The sequence below is a fragment of the Ramlibacter sp. WS9 genome, from assembly GCF_003797765.1.
Lineage (GTDB): Bacteria > Pseudomonadota > Gammaproteobacteria > Burkholderiales > Burkholderiaceae_C > Ramlibacter.
On the sequence record NZ_RKMB01000023.1, the window covers coordinates 44,193 to 61,845 of the forward strand.

Here is a 17,653-nt window from a genome sequence, read left to right on the forward strand (position 1 = left end):
GCCGCGGAACCGGCTTTGCCGGGCCGCTGGCTGCGCCCCCTTGAGGGGGAGAGGGCAGCGCCCGAGGGGGCATCGCCGCAGGCGCTTCGGGCGTGGGTCAGTTATTGCATGAACCCGATGTTGCGCGCCTCGCGCACCTCGGGCTTGATGCGATGCTCGGCTTCGAGCTGCTCCAGGAACTCGGCGACGGTGAATTCCGCCGCGAGGATGTCGACCTGGCGTTTCACCGCGGCAAAGTCGCCGGGGCAAAGCTGGTCCAGCTTCGCCAGGCGCGCCCTCGTTTCCGGCGTGAGCAATTCGGCGTCGCCGGCCAGCGCCTCGGTCACGAACATCTTTTCGCGTTGCGGCCCCGTCAGCGGCTTGAAGCGGATCTTGAACGTGAAGCGCCGCAGCGCCGCCTGGTCGATGCGGTCCATCAGGTTGGTGGTGCAAACGAAGATGCCGTTGAAGCGCTCCATGCCTTGCAGCATCTCGTTGACTTCAGTCACCTCATAGGTGCGCTGCGCGCCGCGCCTGTCCTGCAGGAAGCTGTCGGCCTCGTCCAGCAGCAGCACCGCCTTCTCGCTCTCGGCCTCGCGAAACATGCCGGCCATGTTCTGCTCGGTCTCGCCGACGAACTTGCTCATCAGGTCGCTGGCCTGCTTGATGAGGAGCGGCTTGTCCAGGCTCTTGGCGATGTGCTCGGCCAGCGCGGTCTTGCCGGTGCCGGGTGCGCCGTAGAAGCACAGCGTGCCGTGGCCGCGCGCCTTGAGCGCCGCCACGATGCGTGGCAGCTCGAAGCGCGTTTCGACATTCAGCATTTCCAGGTCGTACGTCGTCACGCTGCGGCGCGTGCCGGCGTCGTGGGCACGATTGCCCAGTGCCTGGTCCGAGTTGCGCAGTTGCCGCTCGATCAGGCTCTCCATCGAGCTGCCGTCGGCGCTGGCCAGCCCGGCAAAGCGTACCGCGGTGCGAATCTGTGCCGGCGTCAACCCCTTTCGTTCGGTCAGCTTGCCGACGAAGGCGTCCGTCACGGCCACGCCTTCCAGCGTCTTGCGCACCAGGCCTTCGCGCGCACCGGGCGGCGGCGACTTCAATTCGAGGTGATAGGCGAAGCGGCGGCGGAAGGCCGGGTCGATCTGCTCGATGCGATTGGTGACCCAGATCGTGGGCACGGCGTTCGATTCCAGGATCTGGTTGACCCACGCCTTGCCGCTGACGCTGCTCGTCGGTGGCGCCACCACCTGCTCGGCGCGCGCCATCAGTTGCGCGGCCTCACTGGAGATCGGGGGAAACACATCCTCGACCTCGTCGAACAACAGCGCGGCCTGCGCGCTGCCCTTGAGGAACACCTGCGCGATCTGAAGCGAGCGGTAGCGGTCGCGGCCGGAGAGGGAATTGCCGTCTCGGTCCGCATATTCCACTTCGAAAAGCTCCAGCCCCGCCGCCTGCGCGACGACTTTCGCCAGCTCGGTCTTGCCGGTGCCGGGCGGGCCGTAGAGCAGCACGTTGACGCCGGGCTCCTTGCGGGAGACGGCATTCTTCAGCAGCGAGCACAGCACCTGCGCGTCTTCTTCCACGAAGCTGAAGTCGTGCAGCGCCAGCGCGCTCTTGGCCGAGGGCCGCGTGAATACCGCCATCAGCTCGTTCTGGTCCCGGTACTCGCGCATCAACACCGGCGGCAGCTTTTCGCTCACCTTCATCAGGTCGGCCAGGTCGGTGATGTTGTGCTCGGAGATCAGGTTCTCGACCAGGCCGATGCGCTCCAGCCGCGAGCCTGCGCGCAGCGCTTCGCCGACTTCCGTGGCGTTGACGCCGGCGATCTCGGCGATGGCGGCATAGGCCTCGGGCGCGTTGTTGACCTTGAACTCGACCAGGATGCTGCGCAAGTCGCGCTGGTACCGGGCCAGCGTGCCATACAAGAGCAAGGCCCGCTCGGCCTTGTTCAATTGCAACAGGCCGGAAAGCGCGTCGATGTTCTTTTCGACCAGCGTGGAGTGCTTCTTCAGTGCGTTGGTCAGCCAGTCGCCGGTGACGGACAACACCGACAACAGGTCCTTGGGCTGGTCCTTCGCGTATTCGTCCAGATAGAAGAACAGCGTTCCTTCTTCATAGGGGCCACGCCAGACACCGTGCCGGTCCAGGAATTCCTGTGTGGTGAGAGATTCGTGGCCACGCCAGAACTCGTTGTCCTTGCAGCGGCGCGTGAGGAACTCGCGCAGGCGGGCCAGCGCCGGGGCCGGCCAGACCAGGTGCCGCCCAGCCAGCGACAGCAAGCCATTGAGATCGCGCCGTACGTTGAACTTGCCGCCCTGCTTGGCCGCGAGCGTCAACACGAAATGCGAGCACATCAGGTCCAGCACCGGCGCGTCTTTCAGACCCGGTGAGGGAAGTACCTGCACATCCACCGAACGCTTGACCATGGGGAAAGGCCTCCAGGACCTGTTGCGCGCCCTTACGATAACGCGAGTTGATGCTACATGGAAGACGCTGATGGTGGGGAAACCCTCAGTTTGTCGGTTTTTCGGGCAGGCCAATCCCGCCGACAATCCCGGCATGATCGAACTCGCTGACATCCGCGCCGCCGCCGCCCGCCTGCAGGGGCAGGTGCTCGACACCCCCTGTGTGGAATCGCGGACGATTTCCGAAATTGCCGGCGCGCAGGTGTTCCTGAAGTTCGAGAACCTCCAGTTCACCGCATCGTTCAAGGAGCGCGGCGCCTGCAACAAGCTGGCGCAACTCAGCGATGACGAAAAGAGGAAGGGCGTGATCGCCATGAGCGCGGGCAACCATGCCCAAGGCGTGGCCTACCACGCGCACCGGCTGGGCCTGCGCGCCGTGATCGTGATGCCGCGCTTCACGCCGGGCGTGAAGGTGGAGCGCACGCGCAGCTTTGGCGCCGAGATCGTCCTGCATGGCGACACGCTGGACGAGTCACGCACCCATGCATTGACGCTGGCGGCCAAAGAGCAGCTGACTTTCGTCCACCCCTACGACGACGAGGCGATCGTGGCGGGCCAGGGGACGACCGGGATCGAGATGCTGGACGCGGTGCCGGAGCTCGACACGCTGGTGGTCGCGGTGGGCGGCGGCGGGCTGATCGCCGGGATCGCCGTCGCGGCCAAGGCGCTCAAGCCCGGCATTGAGGTGATCGGCGTTCAGACGCTGCGATTTCCCAACATGTACAACGCCGTGAAGCACCAGGCGCTGCCGCAGGGTGGCAGCACCATCGCCGAAGGCATCGCGGTGGGCACCCCGGGGCGCATCCCGCAGGCCATCATTGAAAAGTACGTCGACGACATCGTGCTGGTGGACGAAGGCGACATCGAGCAGGCGATCGTGATGCTGCTGGAGATCGAGAAGACGCTGGTGGAAGGCGCCGGCGCCGCCGGGCTGGCCGCGCTGCTCAAGTACCCGGAGCGGTTTCGCGGCAAGAAAGTCGGCCTGGTGTTGGGCGGAGGAAACATCGACCCGCTGCTCCTGGCCGCCATCATCGAGCGCGGCATGGTTCGGGCCGGCCGGCTCGCGCGGATTCGCGTCAGCGCGCGCGACGTGCCGGGATCGCTCGCCAAGATCACGCACATCGTTAGCGAAGCGGGCGCCAACATCGACGAGGTGCACCACCAGCGCGCCTTCACCATGCTGGCGGCACAGAATGTGGAGATCGAATTGGTGATCCAGACGCGTGGGCGCGCCCACATCCAGGGCGTGCTTCATGCCCTGCATGAAGGCGGCTTTGCCGCTCAGGAGCAATGATGGCGATGGACAAACAGATCCTGCAATCGGCGCTGGCCGAGTACTTCGCACCCTGGGTGCAGGCACTGGCGCTCCAGGTGGACAGTTTCGATGCGGACAGCGTCACGGCGCGGCTGCCGCAGAGCGGCGACCTTTCGCGCGTGGGCGGCATGCTGTGCGGCCAGGCCATGATGGCGGCGGCCGACACGGCAATGGTGCTGGCCCTTATCAATCACTTCGGCGAATTCAGGCCGTGCACCACCGTGCAGATGAACACGAGCTTCCTCAAGCCCTTGTCGGGCCAGGACGCATTGGTGCAGGCCCGGGTCCTGCGGGCAGGCAAGTCGCTGGCATTTGGCGAGATCGACATCCGCGGTGCCAGCGATGGCAAGAGCGTTTGCCGCGCAAGCGTCACCTACGCCCTCTTGTGAGGGCATCGCGGTAAAATCCGCCCAATCCCCCGAATTCAAGCATCCGAAGGAATCCCCATGTCCAGCCACGAAGCCCCCCGCACGACCCACGGTGGCGACCAGTATGAGCCCGACGGCGTCGAAGCCATCGTGCCGGCGATCCCGATCGTCCTGCCGGTCGTCGGCGGCGTGTTGATGTTCCTGCTGGCGTTCATCGCCATCTACTTGGCCTGAGGCCGGTCCGCGGAAGCGCCCTCCTTCTGCGGCATGATGTGAATCGCCTCCGGGGCGATCGCCAGCCGCAACCAACGGCCGGGCTCGGCCCCCAGTGAGCGCAGCTGGGCAGTCGACAGATTCAACGTCACCCGTTCCTGCGGCAGGTGTTCCGGCTCCAGCGTGCACAGGCTGGTCTCGCCCAACGCCAACTGCTCCAGAATGCGGCAACGCAAGACGTTGCGCTCCGCCGCGCCGTCGGCCAGCAGGTCGACCTTTTCGCCGGCCACCACCCAAGTCACCACCGCGCCGTCCACGATCCGGTTCTTGTCGACCACCCGCAACCGCACCGCATCGCCATCTCCCCACGTCAGCCGCCCCCAGCCGAGCTCCTGCTTGTGGAAGCGCCCCGCAAAATGGTTGTGGATGCCCACCAGCTCCGCGACCCGGGCGTTGCGCGGGCTGGCGAACACGTGGGCGGGCGTTCCCGTCTGCAGCGTCTCGCCCGCGTCGAGGATCACCACCCGGTCGGCCAGGCGGCGCGCCTCGGCCAGGTCATGCGTCACCACGACCATGGGCGTGGACAAGGTGTGACGCAACGCGGCGAGTTCGCGGTATAGCGATTGCCGCGCGGGCGCGTCCACGGCGGAGAACGGTTCATCCAGCAACAGCACCTTGGGGTCTCGGGCCAGGGCACGGGCCAGGGCGACACGTTGCTGCTGCCCGCCCGAAAGCTGGGCCGGGCGCCGCTCTTCCAAGCCGGACAGTCCCAGCCGCTTGAACAGCGCAGCCAGCAGCGCCCCCGATCGGTCGGGCCCCGCCGCAAGCGCGACGTTCTCCAACGCACTCAGGTGCGGGAACAGCGCGTAGTGCTGGAAAACGAAGCCCGCGTGACGTTGCTGGGGCGACAGGTTCACGCCTCGTTCGCTGTCGAGCCAGGCTTCGCTCCCCACACTGATGCGCCCTCGCAGAGTCTTGCTCTTGAGCAGCCCCGCCACGGCACGCAGCAGACTGGTCTTGCCGCTGCCGGAAGGCCCCACCAGCGCCACCAGCTCGCCGGGCGCGCACGCGAATGCGGCGTTCAGGCGCATCGGCGTGGCGTTCTGCAAATCGACTTCGAGCGTGCCCATCATGAGTATTTCAGCGATCCTGCAAGGGCCGCTTGCGGTCGCCCGCGAACACCAGGCCCACGGCGATAAGGGAGCACGCCACCAGCGCGAGCGCCATGGCATGGGCTGCCTGCATGTCGAACGCCTGCACGCGGTCGTAGATGGCGATGCTCAGGGTTCGCGTCTCTCCCGGGATGCTGCCCCCCACCATGAGGACCACGCCGAATTCGCCCAGCGTGTGCGCCGCCGTGAGGGCCACGCCGGCGAGCAAACCCGGCCAGGCCAGCGGCAGCTCGATCTTCAGGAAGGTGCGCCATGTGCTGAGCCCGGACACCCACGCCGCTTCACGCAAGGAGTTGGGAATGGCCGCGAACGCGCGCTGTACCGGCTGGACCATGAACGGCAGGTTGACCAGCACGCTGGCGAGCAAAAGCCCCTGGAAACTGAACACCAGCTGCAAGTCCAGCCGCTCGGCCAGCCAGGCACCGATGGGGGAGGCCTGTCCGAGCGTCAGGAGCAGATAGAACCCGATGACGGTGGGCGGCAGCAGCAGCGGCAGCATCAACAAGGCTTCGGCAAACGGTTTGCCGCGCCAGGGCGTGAACGCAAGCCAACGCGCCAGGGCCACGCCCGGCGGCAACAGAAGTGCGGCCGTCAACACAGCCAGCAGAAGCGAGACGCGGGCGGCTTGCCAATCCATGGGCGCGATTGTGACCCAGCGCGCCCAGTGCGTTCAGTCGAAGGAGAAGCCGTAACGGCGCAACAGTGCCCGCGCCGGCTCGGTCTGCAAATAGGCGTAGAAGTCCGCCGCCGCCGAGCTGGCGCCCTTGATCAGTGCCATGCGCTGGCGCAGGGGCTGGTGCAAGCCCTCCGGCAACGCGACATGGCGCGCTAGCCGCGCGACTTCGGGCGCCAGGACCAGGGACAAGGCGCTGATGCCGGCCTGCGCTGCACCGCTTGTGACGTACTGAGTGGCTTGTGCGATGTTCTCGCCCATCACGAGCCTGGGTTTGGCGAGCTCCCACAAGCCCAGACGCTCCAGCGCCTGCTGCGCGGCCCGGCCATAGGGCGCGTGCTCGGGGTTGGCAATTGCAAAGTGCCCGATCCCGGGCCATGCGGCGCGCAGCCCCACCAGTCCGGCATCCAACGGGACAGTGGACTGGGCAGGAACCAGCGCAGCGATGCGGCCCAGTGCGTAGAGCGCCCCGCGGTCTCGGGTCAGCCCGGCGTCGGCCAGCTGGAACACGAAGGCTTCATCAGCCGCCATATAGAGATCCACCGGCAAACCCTGCCGGATCTGCTGCGCGAACTGACCCGACGACCCCAGGCTGAGCTGGACCTTCTGCCCCGCGTCTCGCTGGTACTGGTCGGCGATGTCGGCAAGCGCAAACTTCAGGTCGCTCGCCGCCGCGACACGCACGGCGGCCGACCCGCCCGCAGGTCGCGTTTGCGCGATCGCGGTGCCGGCAGCCATGGCCGCCACACCGCCTACGAAGCTTCGTCTATCCATCGAGATTCACCTCATACAAGTAAAGACTGTCTTGCATAACCTCATGCAAGTTTTGCATTGTTTTTGCCCCCTCTGGAAGCCAAGATGCTCCCCCGGTCCCTAAAATTGGTGACCCAACCGGCCCGAAAGCCCGGTTTCAAAAGGGAGTCGCTCGCCATCCGAAGCCTGCTCCCTTTTGAAATCAGGTTTAACTTTAGGAGCTTTGGATGAACTCACCGGTGATGCAGGGTCTGAATTTGAACAGCCCCGCCTTCGTGAAGAACGCGAATTTGATCGCCTGGGTGGCCGATATGGCCGCCCTGTGCAAGCCCGACAGCATCCACTGGTGCGACGGCAGCGAGGACGAATACGACCGCCTGTGCGGCAAGCTGGTCGAAGGCGGCACCTTCAAGAAGCTCGACCCGGTCAAGCGCCCCAACTCCTACCTGGCCTGCTCCGACCCGAGCGACGTGGCCCGCGTCGAGGACCGCACCTTCATCTGCTCCGAGAAGAAGGAAGACGCCGGCCCCACCAACAACTGGATGGCCCCGGCCGAGATGCGCGCCACCCTGCACCCGCTGTTCGACGGCTGCATGCGCGGCCGCACCATGTACGTGGTGCCGTTCTCGATGGGCCCGCTGGGCTCGCCCATCGCCCACATCGGCATCGAACTCTCCGACAGCCCCTATGTGGCGGTCAACATGAAGATCATGACCCGCATGGGCAAGGCCGTGTGCGACGTGCTGGGCGTCAACGGCGAGTTCGTGCCCTGCGTGCACACCGTCGGCGCCCCGCTGGAGGCGGGCCAGCAAGACGTGAAGTGGCCCTGCAACAAGACCAAGTACATCGTCCACTATCCCGAGACGCGCGAGATCTGGTCGTACGGCTCGGGCTACGGCGGCAACGCGCTGCTGGGCAAGAAGTGCTTCGCGCTGCGCATCGCCTCCAACATGGGGCGTGACGAAGGCTGGCTGGCCGAGCACATGCTGATCCTGGGCGTGACCAATCCGCAGGGCAAGAAGTACCACGTGGCGGCGGCTTTCCCCTCCGCTTGCGGCAAGACCAATTTCGCGATGCTGGTCCCGCCCAAGGGCTTCGACGGCTGGAAGGTCACGACCATCGGCGACGACATCGCCTGGATCAAGCCGGGCACCGACGGCAAGCTCTACGCGATCAACCCGGAAGCGGGTTACTTCGGCGTCGCCCCCGGCACCAACAACGAGACCAACCCCAACTGCATGGCCAGCCTGGACAAGAACGTCATCTTCACGAACGTGGCGCTGACGGACGACGGCGACGTGTGGTGGGAAGGCATGGGCCCGGCGCCAAGGCACGCGATCGATTGGCAGGGCAAGGACTGGACCCCCGAGATCGCGAAGGAGACCGGCGCCAAGGCCGCTCACCCGAACTCTCGCTTCACGGTAGCTGCCACCAACAACCCGGCGCTGGATCCGGCCTGGGACGACGCCGCCGGCGTGCCGATCGACGCGTTCATCTTCGGCGGCCGCCGCTCGACCACCGTGCCCCTCGTGACCGAAGGCCGCAACTGGGTGGAAGGCGTGTACATGGCCTCCACCATGGGTTCGGAAACCACCGCGGCCATCACCGGCCAGGTGGGCGTGGTGCGCCGCGACCCGTTCGCGATGATCGCGTTCTGCGGCTACAACATGTCCGACTACTTCCAGCACTGGCTGAACCTGGGCAAGAAGATCGGCGCGACCGGCGCCACGCTGCCGCGCATCTTCACCACCAACTGGTTCCGCAAGGGCGAAGACGGCAAGTTCGTCTGGCCCGGCTACGGCGAGAACATGCGCGTTCTCAAGTGGATGATCGACCGCATCGAAGGCAAGGCCACCGGCACCGACCACCTGTTCGGCGTGAGCCCCACGTATGAAGAGATGAACTGGACCGGCCTGGACTTCAGCGCCGAAAAGTTCGCCAGCGTCACCAGCATCGACAAGGCGGCTTGGCAGAAGGAGCTGGAACTGCACACCGAGCTGTTCGAGCAGCTCGCTTACCACCTGCCCCAGGAGTTGAGCGAGACCAAGGCAAAGATCGAGCTGCGCCTCGCGGGCTGAGCGCCTTCCGCCCACAGAAAGGCCACCGAGGACGGTGGCTTTTTTGCTTTTGGGGGCGTCAATCAGCAGATGGCCCAAAAACTATTCTTCTTAGTGCTTAAACGACAAAACTTGCACGTTCTAAGTTACTAAACGACAATTTGCTGTTCAAACCCTCTTTCTTAAGTGATTCGGAGTGAAGGCGGATGAGCTGTGGAGAACTGAATCTAAGTGCCTGAACGACAAATCAGTCATTTTCTTAGTGTCACAGCGACATGTTTGACCAACTTCTAAGTGGAATCGACGACCTCCACATGAAATCTGCTCGCCTACGCATGCCAACCGATGAGTTGCTGTTCGCGGCATCGTTGCCCAGCGCTGAGGCCAGGAACCTGCAGCGCCAAGCCGCTGTGGGAGCACTTGTCCGCGTGTGTAAGGGCGTCTATGCCCCTCAAATGCCGAGCGAGGAACTCGCCGCGCTTGTACGTCGCAACTGGCAGCGCGTGGCCGGCGTCGTCGTGCCCGGGGGAGTGGTCTCGCACATCAGTGCGATGAAGGGCGGGGTGCTACCGACTGGCGATGTGACGCTGTCGCATCCAACCGTCTTCAACAAGAAGGTGACCCTCCCGGGCTTGGTTGTGCGAGTCGTGCGAGGCCCAGGACCGCTGCCCGGAGACTTGCCGATGGGGACTTCTGGTGTGCACTACGCCGGCCGCACGAGAATGCTGCTCGAGAACATTGGCCGCAAGGGAGACCTGCGAGCGCCAATAGAGGATGTCGAGAGCCGGCTTGTTTCGGTGCTCAACGCATCGGGAGAGAAGGCCCTGAATGACATTCGTGACCAGGCGGCGGCCCTGAGTCCTGCACTGGGCGCTGAGAAGGCCCTGAATGAACTGAGGAGCATCATTGGGGCCCTGCTGGGGACCCACTCCAAAGGCGAGCTGCGCACCAGGGAGGGCTTGGCAGTTGCACAGGGCTCGCCGGTGGACCAAGTGCGTACAGCTCGATTCGAGGTGCTGGCCGCGCAGCTTCGAGCCGAGCCGCTGCCACGCATCGAATCGAACGTGGTGGGAATTGCGCGGCAGCATTTCGCCTTTGTCGAGTCGTACTTCTCTAACTACGTTGAAGGCACGAAGTTCGACATCGACCAAGCACGGGGCATCGTGATGAACAACACCATCGTGCCCAACCGCCCCAAGGATTCGCACGACATCCTGGGTGTGTTTCGACTGGCCATCACGTCGCCCTTCCGGGACAGCCCTCCCGTCGCCGGCCCGGAATTTCTGGAAGGCCTGGAACACTGGCATGCGGAAATGCTGAAGATGCGGCCGGAGGCGAATCCGGGCAAGCCCAAACTTGAGGTGAATTACGCGGGCACGACGAAGTTCGTGGAGCCGGCCTATGTGCGCGGCACCCTTGCGGAGGGCTCCCGTCTCGCGCTCTCCGTTCCCGAAGGCTTGGCCCGTGCCGTGTACTACGCGTTTCTCGTCTCTGAGGTTCACCCGTTCGACGACGGCAACGGGCGCCTCTCGCGGTTGGCAATGAACGCGGAGCTCACTCGAACGGGCTTGAGTCGCATCATCATCCCGACCCTCTATCACCCGCAGTATGTGGATTGCGCGCGTGCGCTCACCCGAGGCAACGACCCGTCCGGCTTCGTCCGGAGTCTCGCCAAGATGGCGCGATGGGCAAGCCAGTTCGATTACTCGAATCTCGATGCGCTCATCACAACTCTGAGGGGAACCAACGCGCTAGAAGAGTCGCCCGCTCAATTCCGCTTGTTGAACGCGGACGGGAGCTATGAGGCCTGATTGGTAGCATCCCCGTTGGGCCGCAGCGCCATCGGAGCCCGCCGGCGAGTGCGACTCAGTAGCCGACGCGCAGCAGGCGCTGGGCGCGAGCGCTCAGTTTGGCATCGAAGCCGGCCTGGTCCAAGTCGCGCGCGACCGAAGCCCAGTTCTTGAAGAACGAAGCCAGGATGGCGAGACCGGCGGTGAGGCGGCTGGCACCGGCGTGGTTGGCGGAGTGGCTGCCGTAAACGAGGGTGGTCATGATTTTTTTCCTTCGATCAGAGAGTTGAAAACTGAAATGCTGGATTCAGGGTTGGCGGCGAAGCTCGTTGGTGCGGCGCCGCTCCCGCTGGCGCAGCGCGATGCGATAGGACCAGGCATCGAGCCCCGCCAACCACCTCGCCGGCAACCGCCGCAGAAGCGGCAGCAGCCAAGCTGAGTAAGCGATCGCACTCATCGTGAGCTCCGTGCTCAGTAATAGGCCTTGATGTCGCGCGAGGCGCTGGCGCTCATGGCACGGCTGATGTCGGCCATCACGCGGGCGTCCGTCAGTGCGACTTCCCAGAGCTTGCGGTCTTCTTCGGCCTGAACGCGGGACGCGTTCCAGCGGCGCAGGCCGGCACGCGTTGCCGCAACTGCGCGCTTGGCCGGCGACGCCAGCAGCGCCAGTGACGCGAAGGCAATGGCCCACAACACGATCCAGGCGGCCAGCAGATGGCCCTCGGTCCAGGTGTCGACCACCTGGTTGGCCACCACCATCAGGGCGGCGACGATGGCGGCCAGCAACAGGCTGGCTGCGGCGCGGGCGCCGTTGAAACGGCTCGCGGCGTGCTTCACTTCATTGACGAAGCGTTCGGCGCGGACGACGCCGAGGTGTTCGGTGGGATGGTCCACGCGGGCAAATGCAGTCATGGTTTTCTTCCCCTTTTCAGGCGCTTGGTGGCGGTATTGCCATTGGGCGTAGGGTGATACTAGGGTGAACCCTGATATTTATCCACTTTTGATTCGTGATGACTATCATTCAGGATAATGATGAAAGCCCCGAACTTCCGCACGCTCGACCTGAACCTCCTGCGGGTCTTCGATGAGGTCATGACAGAGCGCAACCTCACCCGCGCGGCGCGCAATCTCGCCATGACGCAGCCGGCCGTGAGCAACGCGCTCAACCGGTTGCGCGACTCCGTGGGCGACAAGCTGGTGGTGCGCAGCGGCTATGGCATCGAGCCCACGCCGCGCGCGCTGGCGCTCTGGCCCGCGATCTCCGACGCCCTGCGGCAGATGGAGGCCTCGCTGTCACCGGGCGACTTCACGGCCTCGGAGGCGGTCAACACCTTCGTGCTGGCCATGGCCGACGCGACCGCGGCCGAAATCGTCCCCGGGCTGGTCGAGATCATCGAACGCGATGCGCCAGGCGTGTCGATGCGGGTGCTGCCGCTGACCACGCGCGACCCGCGCCGGCTGCTGGATGAAGGCGAGATGGACCTCGCGATCGGCTTCTTCCCCGCCGTGCTGGCCGACCTGACGGCGCAGGCCCAGGCCGGCAACATGGCGGCCTTCGACCACCAGCGCCTCTTCCACGGCGAATACGTCTGCGTGATGCGCAAGGACCATCCGCTGGCGAAAGGCCCACTGACAATCAAGCGCTACACCCAGGCACACCATCTGCTCGTGAGCTTTTCCGGGCGGCCGTTCGGCTTCGTCGATGAAGCGCTGGCCTCGCTCGGCCACAAGCGCCGCATCGTGCTGACGGTGAACCAGTTCTTCACCGCGGGCCGCGTCGTCGCCACCTCCGACCTGCTGTCCGTGCTGCCGCGCCACTTCGTCCGGGTGACCGGCATGGCGGACGAATTCGTGCTGCGCGACCTGCCCTTCGATGTCTCGCCCGTCCACGTGGATTCGCTCTGGCACCGGCGCCAAGGGCAAAGAAGCGATCACGCGTGGCTGCGGCTCGCGGTGGCCGCGGCGTCCCAGAAGGCGTTCGGCGAGGCCGGCCGCTAGCAGCCGCCACCTGCGGCGTGTCGCCCAGGCGGCTCGATTTCCCTTTGGCGACGACGCGCTGCCGTCCGGCGGTAGTGCCTCGGCGCCGCGCTGCGAAGAATGACTGTCACCCCAATAAAGGAGACAGCCATGCAGATCCACTCCCTCCCCACATCCCGCCGCGGATTCCTCTCGCTCGGCGGCGCCGCTCTGGCCAGTGCCGCAGCCGGCGCCACCTTGAGCGGCTGCGGCGGCGCGCACGCTGCCGACGCCAGCTTCTGGACGACCACCAACCCCGGTGTCAGCGCCACCGCTGCCAATGGCGCGAAGATCAATGGCTTCGTCGCACCGCAGTTCCAGGGCGTGTTCGACGCGTTTGTCGCCAACTTCAACACCCGCTCGGAGATCGGCGCGTCGGTGGCCGTGACGGTGAATGGCGCGCCGGTCGTGGAAGCCTGGGGTGGCTACGCGGACGCGCTGTCGCCGCAGCCGTCGCAAACCTGGAACCGCGACACGGTGTCGCTGGTGTTTTCGTGCACCAAGGGCGCGACTGCCTTGTGCGCCCACATGCTGATCGCGCAAGGCAAGCTGGAACTGGACAAGCCGGTCGCCCAGTACTGGCCCGAGTTCGCCGCCAACGGCAAGGGCGCCATCACCGTGCGCATGCTGCTGCAGCACCAGGCCGGCCTGGCGGCGATCCCGTTCAGTCTGCCGGTGCCGCCGGGCGGCTGGGCCGACTGGAACCTGATGACCTCGCTGCTCGCGCAAGCCACGCCGTTCTGGGAGCCGGGCACCGGCCACGGCTACCACGCACTGACGTTCGGCTGGCTGGTCGGCGAGCTGGTGCGCCGGGCGAGCGGCAAGTCGCTCGGCACCTTCTTCCAGGAGCAGGTCGCGCAGCCATTGGGCGCGGACTTCTGGATCGGTATGCCCACGGCCCAGCTGCCCCGCGTCGCGCCGATGCTGGGTGCGACCGAAGCGCTGGCCTACGAGCCTTTCCTGGCCAAGATCTTTTCGGACCCGAGCTCGATGCAGTCGGCCGTGTTCTTCAACCTGGGGGGTTGGCTGGGCCTGCCGCCCAGCACGCCGCCAGCGTACAACACCGAAGCATCGCTCAAGGCCGAGATTCCCGCAGCCGGCGGCGTGACGAACGCGCGCGGCCTGGCCACCATGTATGCCGCACTCGCCAACGGCGGCGCGCTCGGTGCGACGCGCCTGCTGCCCAGCGACTACGCCGCCACCATGGGACTCATCCACAGCGCGTCCCTGGTCGACCGCACGGTGCTGGTCCCCACGCGCTTCGGCCAGGGCTTTCACGGCAGCATCGACAACCGCGTACTCGGCCCGGGCCTCTCGGTGATCATGGGCGCCAACGCGTTCGGCCACGCCGGCTTCGGGGGCAGCGTGGGCTTTGCGGACCCGCAGGCGAAACTTTCCTTCGGCTACAACATGAACAGGATGGGTCCCGGTACCGGCCTGAACGACCGCGGCCAGTCGCTGGTCGATGCCACCTACCGCGCGCTCAACTATTCGGGCAACAAGTGGGGCGCGTGGGTGTAACGCAGGCGGCAACACCGGATTGACCGGCGCGGCGCATGGGCTTACGGTGCGCCATGGTCAGTGCCAACGACCCCACCATGGCCCCCGCCCAGCGCTGGCGCTCGCAGTTCCACACGTCTTGCGCCGACGAGGCGGTCGAGACCGTGGAGCGCCTCTACGGGCCGCACTCGCTGGCATTGCGCACACGGACGGGGCTCGACATGCGGTTGGCCGGCTTCGACGTGGGCCGCCTCACGGTGTCCAGCATCGAATATGGCTGCGTGGCAACAGCCCGCACCGAGGAGCCGCACGACTACTGGGTCTTCTCTTACGCGGCGCGAGGTGAGATCGTGCTCGGCAAGGACATTGTGCGGGCCGGCACCGCAGGCGTGCGCACGCCGGATGCCGCCGGCGATCTGCCGATGTCCGCCGACCTGCGCTTGATGAACCTGAAAGTCACGCAAGCCGACCTCATGGGCGCGGCGCGCACGCTGTTCGGCGAACTGCCGGCCGCTCCGCTGGGTTTCATGGAACTGGCCGCGCCCGGCTCGGCGCCGGCGTTGCATCTGCAAGGCTTGATGCAGCGGCTGAACCAGCTGCCCGTGTGCCCGGGGCCGCAAGCCGCGCTGATCGAGCGGCGCTGGCAGGAGGCGGCGCTGCTTGAATTGTTCTTGCTGTGGCCACACACCTGGTCGCGTTACCTCGGCTCCGAGGCACCACGAGGCAGCGCCGTGGAGAGGGCGATCGACTACATCCAGGCGAACGCCGGTGCCGACGTGACGCTGGCCGATGTAGCCGCTGCCGCCGGTGTGGGCGCCCGCGCGCTCACCAGCGGGTTCGAGAAGAAACTCGGCATCTCGCCGATGCGCTATCTGCAGCAGTGCCGGCTCGAACGCGCGCGGGCAGACTTGCTGGACGCGCGCGCGAGCGTCACCGAAATCGCGTACCGCTGGGGCTTCGGCAACCTGGGCGACTTCGCGGCGCGCTACCGCGAGCGCTTCGGCGAGAAGCCGAGCGAAACACTGCGCCGTTAGTTCGGTCTATCGCGCCTTAGCGCACGACGCGCAGATAAGCGCTGGCGGCGATTCGCAATTCTTCGGCCTGCTGCGGGTCGGTCCCTGCGCGGGCTTCGGCGCTTTCCATGAGGCAGCGCGCGACGCCGGGGACGGCGGGCGTGGCCTTGAGCAGACGGGCAAGTTGGGCGATAAGGGCGTACATGGCTGGGTCGCCGGTGAGGGCGCGAGTGAACATGAAACAAGAATAAGGGTTTTCCCTAGGGTCGCAAGTCCAATCCGGCCGTGTTGTCATGCAACTCGCGCATGGCAAGGGCCCGCCCCCGACATGGCCGGCGCCGGCTGAAGGCGATAGTTCACTGAAAACGCGGGCTGCAAGGCGCTATGCTCCAACGATGAGCTCGCCCCCCAGCCCCGCTCCCGCCGCGCCTTCCCAGGCCGTGGATTGGCTGGTGCAAGTCGGTCTCGCGGTGGAAGAGATGCTGTGGGTCTGGGACGCCGCCAGCGGCCGCGTGCTGTTCGCCAACCAGGCGTTCGAACGCTTCTGGGGCGTCGGCGCGAAGGAGCTGGGGCATGGGCGCGAGGCCCTGCTCGATCGCATCCACGCCGACGACCGCGACCGCATCAAGCGCGCGCGCCAGCACGTGCTGCAGTCGGCGTACAGCGAAGAGTACCGAGTCATTGTCCCGGAGAAGGACAAGAAGTCCGGCCGCACCGGGCGGCTGCGCGAGCGTGCTTTCTCCAGCCGCGGCCCCAATGGCGCGCCTTGCATCACGCATGTGGCGCGCGACATCTCCTGGCAGTTCGACACCACCGCGCAGCTGCGCGACGAGATCAGCCGCCGCGCCGACGCCGAGCGCAGCCTGAGCGACGCGACGCACCGGCTCGAAACCCTCATCGCCAGCGCCAACGACGCGGTGATCACAATCGACGACAAGAGTGCCGTCGTCGACTGGAATGCAACGGCCGAGCGCATGTTCGGCTGGAGCCGGCAGGAGGCGCTGGGCCACACGCTGACGGAGATGATCATTCCGCCCGCGTTCCGCCAGCATCACGAAGAGGGCATCGCGCGCTTCCTGCGCGACGGCACCGGCACCATCTTCAACCGCCGGGTGGAAACACTGGCGCTGCGGCGCAACGGCGAGGAGTTCAACGTCGAACTGTCGATCTGGCCCGTGCGCGCCGGCGACAGCTACACCTTCAGCTCCTTCATTCGCGACATCTCGCGGCGCAAGGCCGCCGAGAAGGCGCTCGCCGAGTCCGAGGTCAAGTACCGCAAGGTGGTGGAGAACGTCAACGAGGGCATCCTCATCACGGCGGGCGGCCGCATCCTGTACGCCAATCCGCGCGCGCTGGAACTCACCGGCCTGGACGACGAGACCGCCAAGTCCAGGCCCTTCATCGAATTCATCCACCCGGACGACCGTGAGCTGGTGCTGGGCAACCATATGCGTCGGCTGAAGGGCGAGCCGGTCGAGAACCACTACCAGTTCCGCGTGATCCACAAGAACGGCGACGTGCGCTGGCTTGAGATCAGCGCCGTGGTGTTCGAGTGGCAGAACGCGCCGGCGACGCTGAACTTCCTGACCGACGTGACCGAGCGCCGCCGGGTCGAGCAGGACATGCTGTCGGCGCTGGCTCGCGAGCGCGAACTGTCCGAACTGAAGTCGCGCTTCGTTGCCGTCGCGTCTCACGAGTTCCGAACGCCGCTCGCGGCAATCCTGTCGTCGATCGAGCTGCTGGACGACTACGGCACGCGCCTGCCGGAAGACGAACGCAAGGAGATCGTCGGGCTGATCAAGAACGCGGTGGCGCGGATGAACAAGATGGTCGAACAGGTGCTGGTGACGAGCCGGCTCGAGGCCGGCAGCTTCGCTTTCGAGCCCAAGGCACGCAACGTGCCCGAGCTGCTGGTGCAGGTGGCCGCCGAGATGGATCAAGCGCACCCCCAGGCGGCACGCATCGCGATGCGCTGCGAAGGCGTCGAGCAGGTGCGCCTGGTCGACGGCAAGCTGCTCAGCCACATCCTCGTAAACCTGCTCACCAACGCGCTGAAATATTCGCCCCCCGACAGCGGCGTGACCTGCACCGCCACGGCCGAGGGCGAGCTGCTGCACCTGTCGATCGCCGACCGGGGCATCGGCATCCCGCCGGCCGACCTGCCGCGCCTGTTCGAGTCGTTCCACCGCGGCACCAACGTCGGCAACATCCAGGGCACCGGGATCGGCCTGCACATCGTCAAGGAGTGCGTGGCGCTGCACCAGGGCACCATCGACGTCCGGAGCGAGCCGGGCCAGGGCGCGACCTTCCACGTGCAACTGCACGCGCCCCTCGTGGCCTGA

At 66.1% G+C, this 17,653-nt stretch carries 17 protein-coding genes; 9 read left to right on the forward strand and 8 right to left on the reverse strand.

Annotated features, from left to right (window positions below; all coding sequences use genetic code 11):
* Positions 1–101: 101 nt before the first annotated feature.
* Complete coding sequence (locus EEB15_RS25600) at positions 102–2,402, reverse strand: ATP-binding protein (protein WP_141512791.1); 2,301 nt, start codon at positions 2,400–2,402, stop codon at positions 102–104.
* Between the two features lie 133 nt (positions 2,403–2,535).
* On the opposite strand from EEB15_RS25600, the gene EEB15_RS25605 reads away from it, so the two are divergent.
* The 3 genes from EEB15_RS25605 to EEB15_RS34025 are packed head-to-tail and all read left to right on the forward strand — an operon-like array spanning position 2,536 to position 4,358.
* The gene (locus EEB15_RS25605) at positions 2,536–3,735 is read left to right on the forward strand and encodes a threonine ammonia-lyase (protein WP_141512792.1); all 1,200 of its coding nucleotides are present in this window, start codon (positions 2,536–2,538) and stop codon (positions 3,733–3,735) included.
* A gap of 5 nt (positions 3,736–3,740) precedes the next feature.
* A complete protein-coding gene (locus EEB15_RS25610) occupies positions 3,741–4,145 on the forward strand; it encodes a PaaI family thioesterase (protein WP_141512793.1) in 405 nt (134 codons plus the stop codon).
* Between the two features lie 57 nt (positions 4,146–4,202).
* On the forward strand, positions 4,203–4,358 hold the full coding sequence (locus EEB15_RS34025) for a hypothetical protein (protein ID WP_199236637.1): 156 nt from the start codon (positions 4,203–4,205) through the stop codon (positions 4,356–4,358).
* Here the strand turns inward: EEB15_RS34025 and EEB15_RS25615 are convergent.
* Genes EEB15_RS25615 through modA form a run of 3 tightly spaced genes read right to left on the reverse strand, consistent with a single transcriptional unit; the run spans position 4,346 to position 6,956 of the window.
* Complete coding sequence (locus EEB15_RS25615; RefSeq protein WP_233259622.1) at positions 4,346–5,470, reverse strand: ABC transporter ATP-binding protein; 1,125 nt, start codon at positions 5,468–5,470, stop codon at positions 4,346–4,348. The genes EEB15_RS34025 and EEB15_RS25615 overlap by 13 nt on opposite strands.
* A 7-nt stretch (positions 5,471–5,477) precedes the next feature.
* Entirely contained in the window at positions 5,478–6,146 is a 669-nt protein-coding gene (modB, locus tag EEB15_RS25620; protein ID WP_141512795.1) for a molybdate ABC transporter permease subunit, read from the reverse strand.
* Between the two features lie 33 nt (positions 6,147–6,179).
* On the reverse strand, positions 6,180–6,956 hold the full coding sequence (gene modA / locus EEB15_RS25625; protein WP_141512796.1) for a molybdate ABC transporter substrate-binding protein: 777 nt from the start codon (positions 6,954–6,956) through the stop codon (positions 6,180–6,182).
* Between the two features lie 206 nt (positions 6,957–7,162).
* Here modA and EEB15_RS25630 point away from each other — a divergent pair, with 206 nt between their 5' ends.
* The gene (locus EEB15_RS25630; RefSeq protein WP_141512797.1) at positions 7,163–9,013 is read left to right on the forward strand and encodes a phosphoenolpyruvate carboxykinase (GTP); all 1,851 of its coding nucleotides are present in this window, start codon (positions 7,163–7,165) and stop codon (positions 9,011–9,013) included.
* A gap of 254 nt (positions 9,014–9,267) precedes the next feature.
* Positions 9,268–10,803, forward strand: a complete 1,536-nt coding sequence (locus EEB15_RS25635; protein ID WP_233259623.1) for a Fic family protein — start codon at positions 9,268–9,270, stop codon at positions 10,801–10,803.
* Positions 10,804–10,858: 55 nt separating this feature from the next.
* Here EEB15_RS25635 and EEB15_RS25640 read toward each other — a convergent pair whose 3' ends face one another.
* The 3 genes from EEB15_RS25640 to EEB15_RS25645 are packed head-to-tail and all read right to left on the reverse strand — an operon-like array spanning position 10,859 to position 11,694.
* A complete protein-coding gene (locus EEB15_RS25640) occupies positions 10,859–11,044 on the reverse strand; it encodes a hypothetical protein (RefSeq protein ID WP_141512798.1) in 186 nt (61 codons plus the stop codon).
* A gap of 45 nt (positions 11,045–11,089) precedes the next feature.
* Positions 11,090–11,239: a hypothetical protein gene (locus tag EEB15_RS33805; RefSeq protein WP_158290229.1), complete on the reverse strand. Its 150-nt coding sequence runs from the start codon at positions 11,237–11,239 to the stop codon at positions 11,090–11,092.
* A gap of 14 nt (positions 11,240–11,253) precedes the next feature.
* Positions 11,254–11,694, reverse strand: coding sequence for a hypothetical protein (locus tag EEB15_RS25645; RefSeq protein WP_141512799.1), 441 nt, complete (start codon positions 11,692–11,694; stop codon positions 11,254–11,256).
* A 120-nt stretch (positions 11,695–11,814) separates the two neighbouring features.
* Here EEB15_RS25645 and EEB15_RS25650 point away from each other — a divergent pair, with 120 nt between their 5' ends.
* From EEB15_RS25650 to EEB15_RS25660, 3 genes are all read left to right on the forward strand, one after another.
* Positions 11,815–12,780, forward strand: coding sequence for a LysR family transcriptional regulator (locus tag EEB15_RS25650; protein WP_141512800.1), 966 nt, complete (start codon positions 11,815–11,817; stop codon positions 12,778–12,780).
* A gap of 129 nt (positions 12,781–12,909) precedes the next feature.
* Positions 12,910–14,319: a serine hydrolase domain-containing protein gene (locus EEB15_RS25655; protein WP_141512801.1), complete on the forward strand. Its 1,410-nt coding sequence runs from the start codon at positions 12,910–12,912 to the stop codon at positions 14,317–14,319.
* A gap of 53 nt (positions 14,320–14,372) precedes the next feature.
* Entirely contained in the window at positions 14,373–15,332 is a 960-nt protein-coding gene (locus EEB15_RS25660; RefSeq protein ID WP_158290230.1) for an AraC family transcriptional regulator, read from the forward strand.
* Between the two features lie 16 nt (positions 15,333–15,348).
* Here EEB15_RS25660 and EEB15_RS25665 read toward each other — a convergent pair whose 3' ends face one another.
* Positions 15,349–15,549 carry a hypothetical protein gene (locus tag EEB15_RS25665; protein ID WP_141512803.1) on the reverse strand — a complete coding sequence of 67 codons (201 nt, stop codon included), beginning with the start codon at positions 15,547–15,549 and terminating at the stop codon, positions 15,349–15,351.
* A gap of 157 nt (positions 15,550–15,706) precedes the next feature.
* On the opposite strand from EEB15_RS25665, the gene EEB15_RS25670 reads away from it, so the two are divergent.
* A complete protein-coding gene (locus EEB15_RS25670) occupies positions 15,707–17,653 on the forward strand; it encodes a PAS domain S-box protein (RefSeq protein ID WP_158290231.1) in 1,947 nt (648 codons plus the stop codon).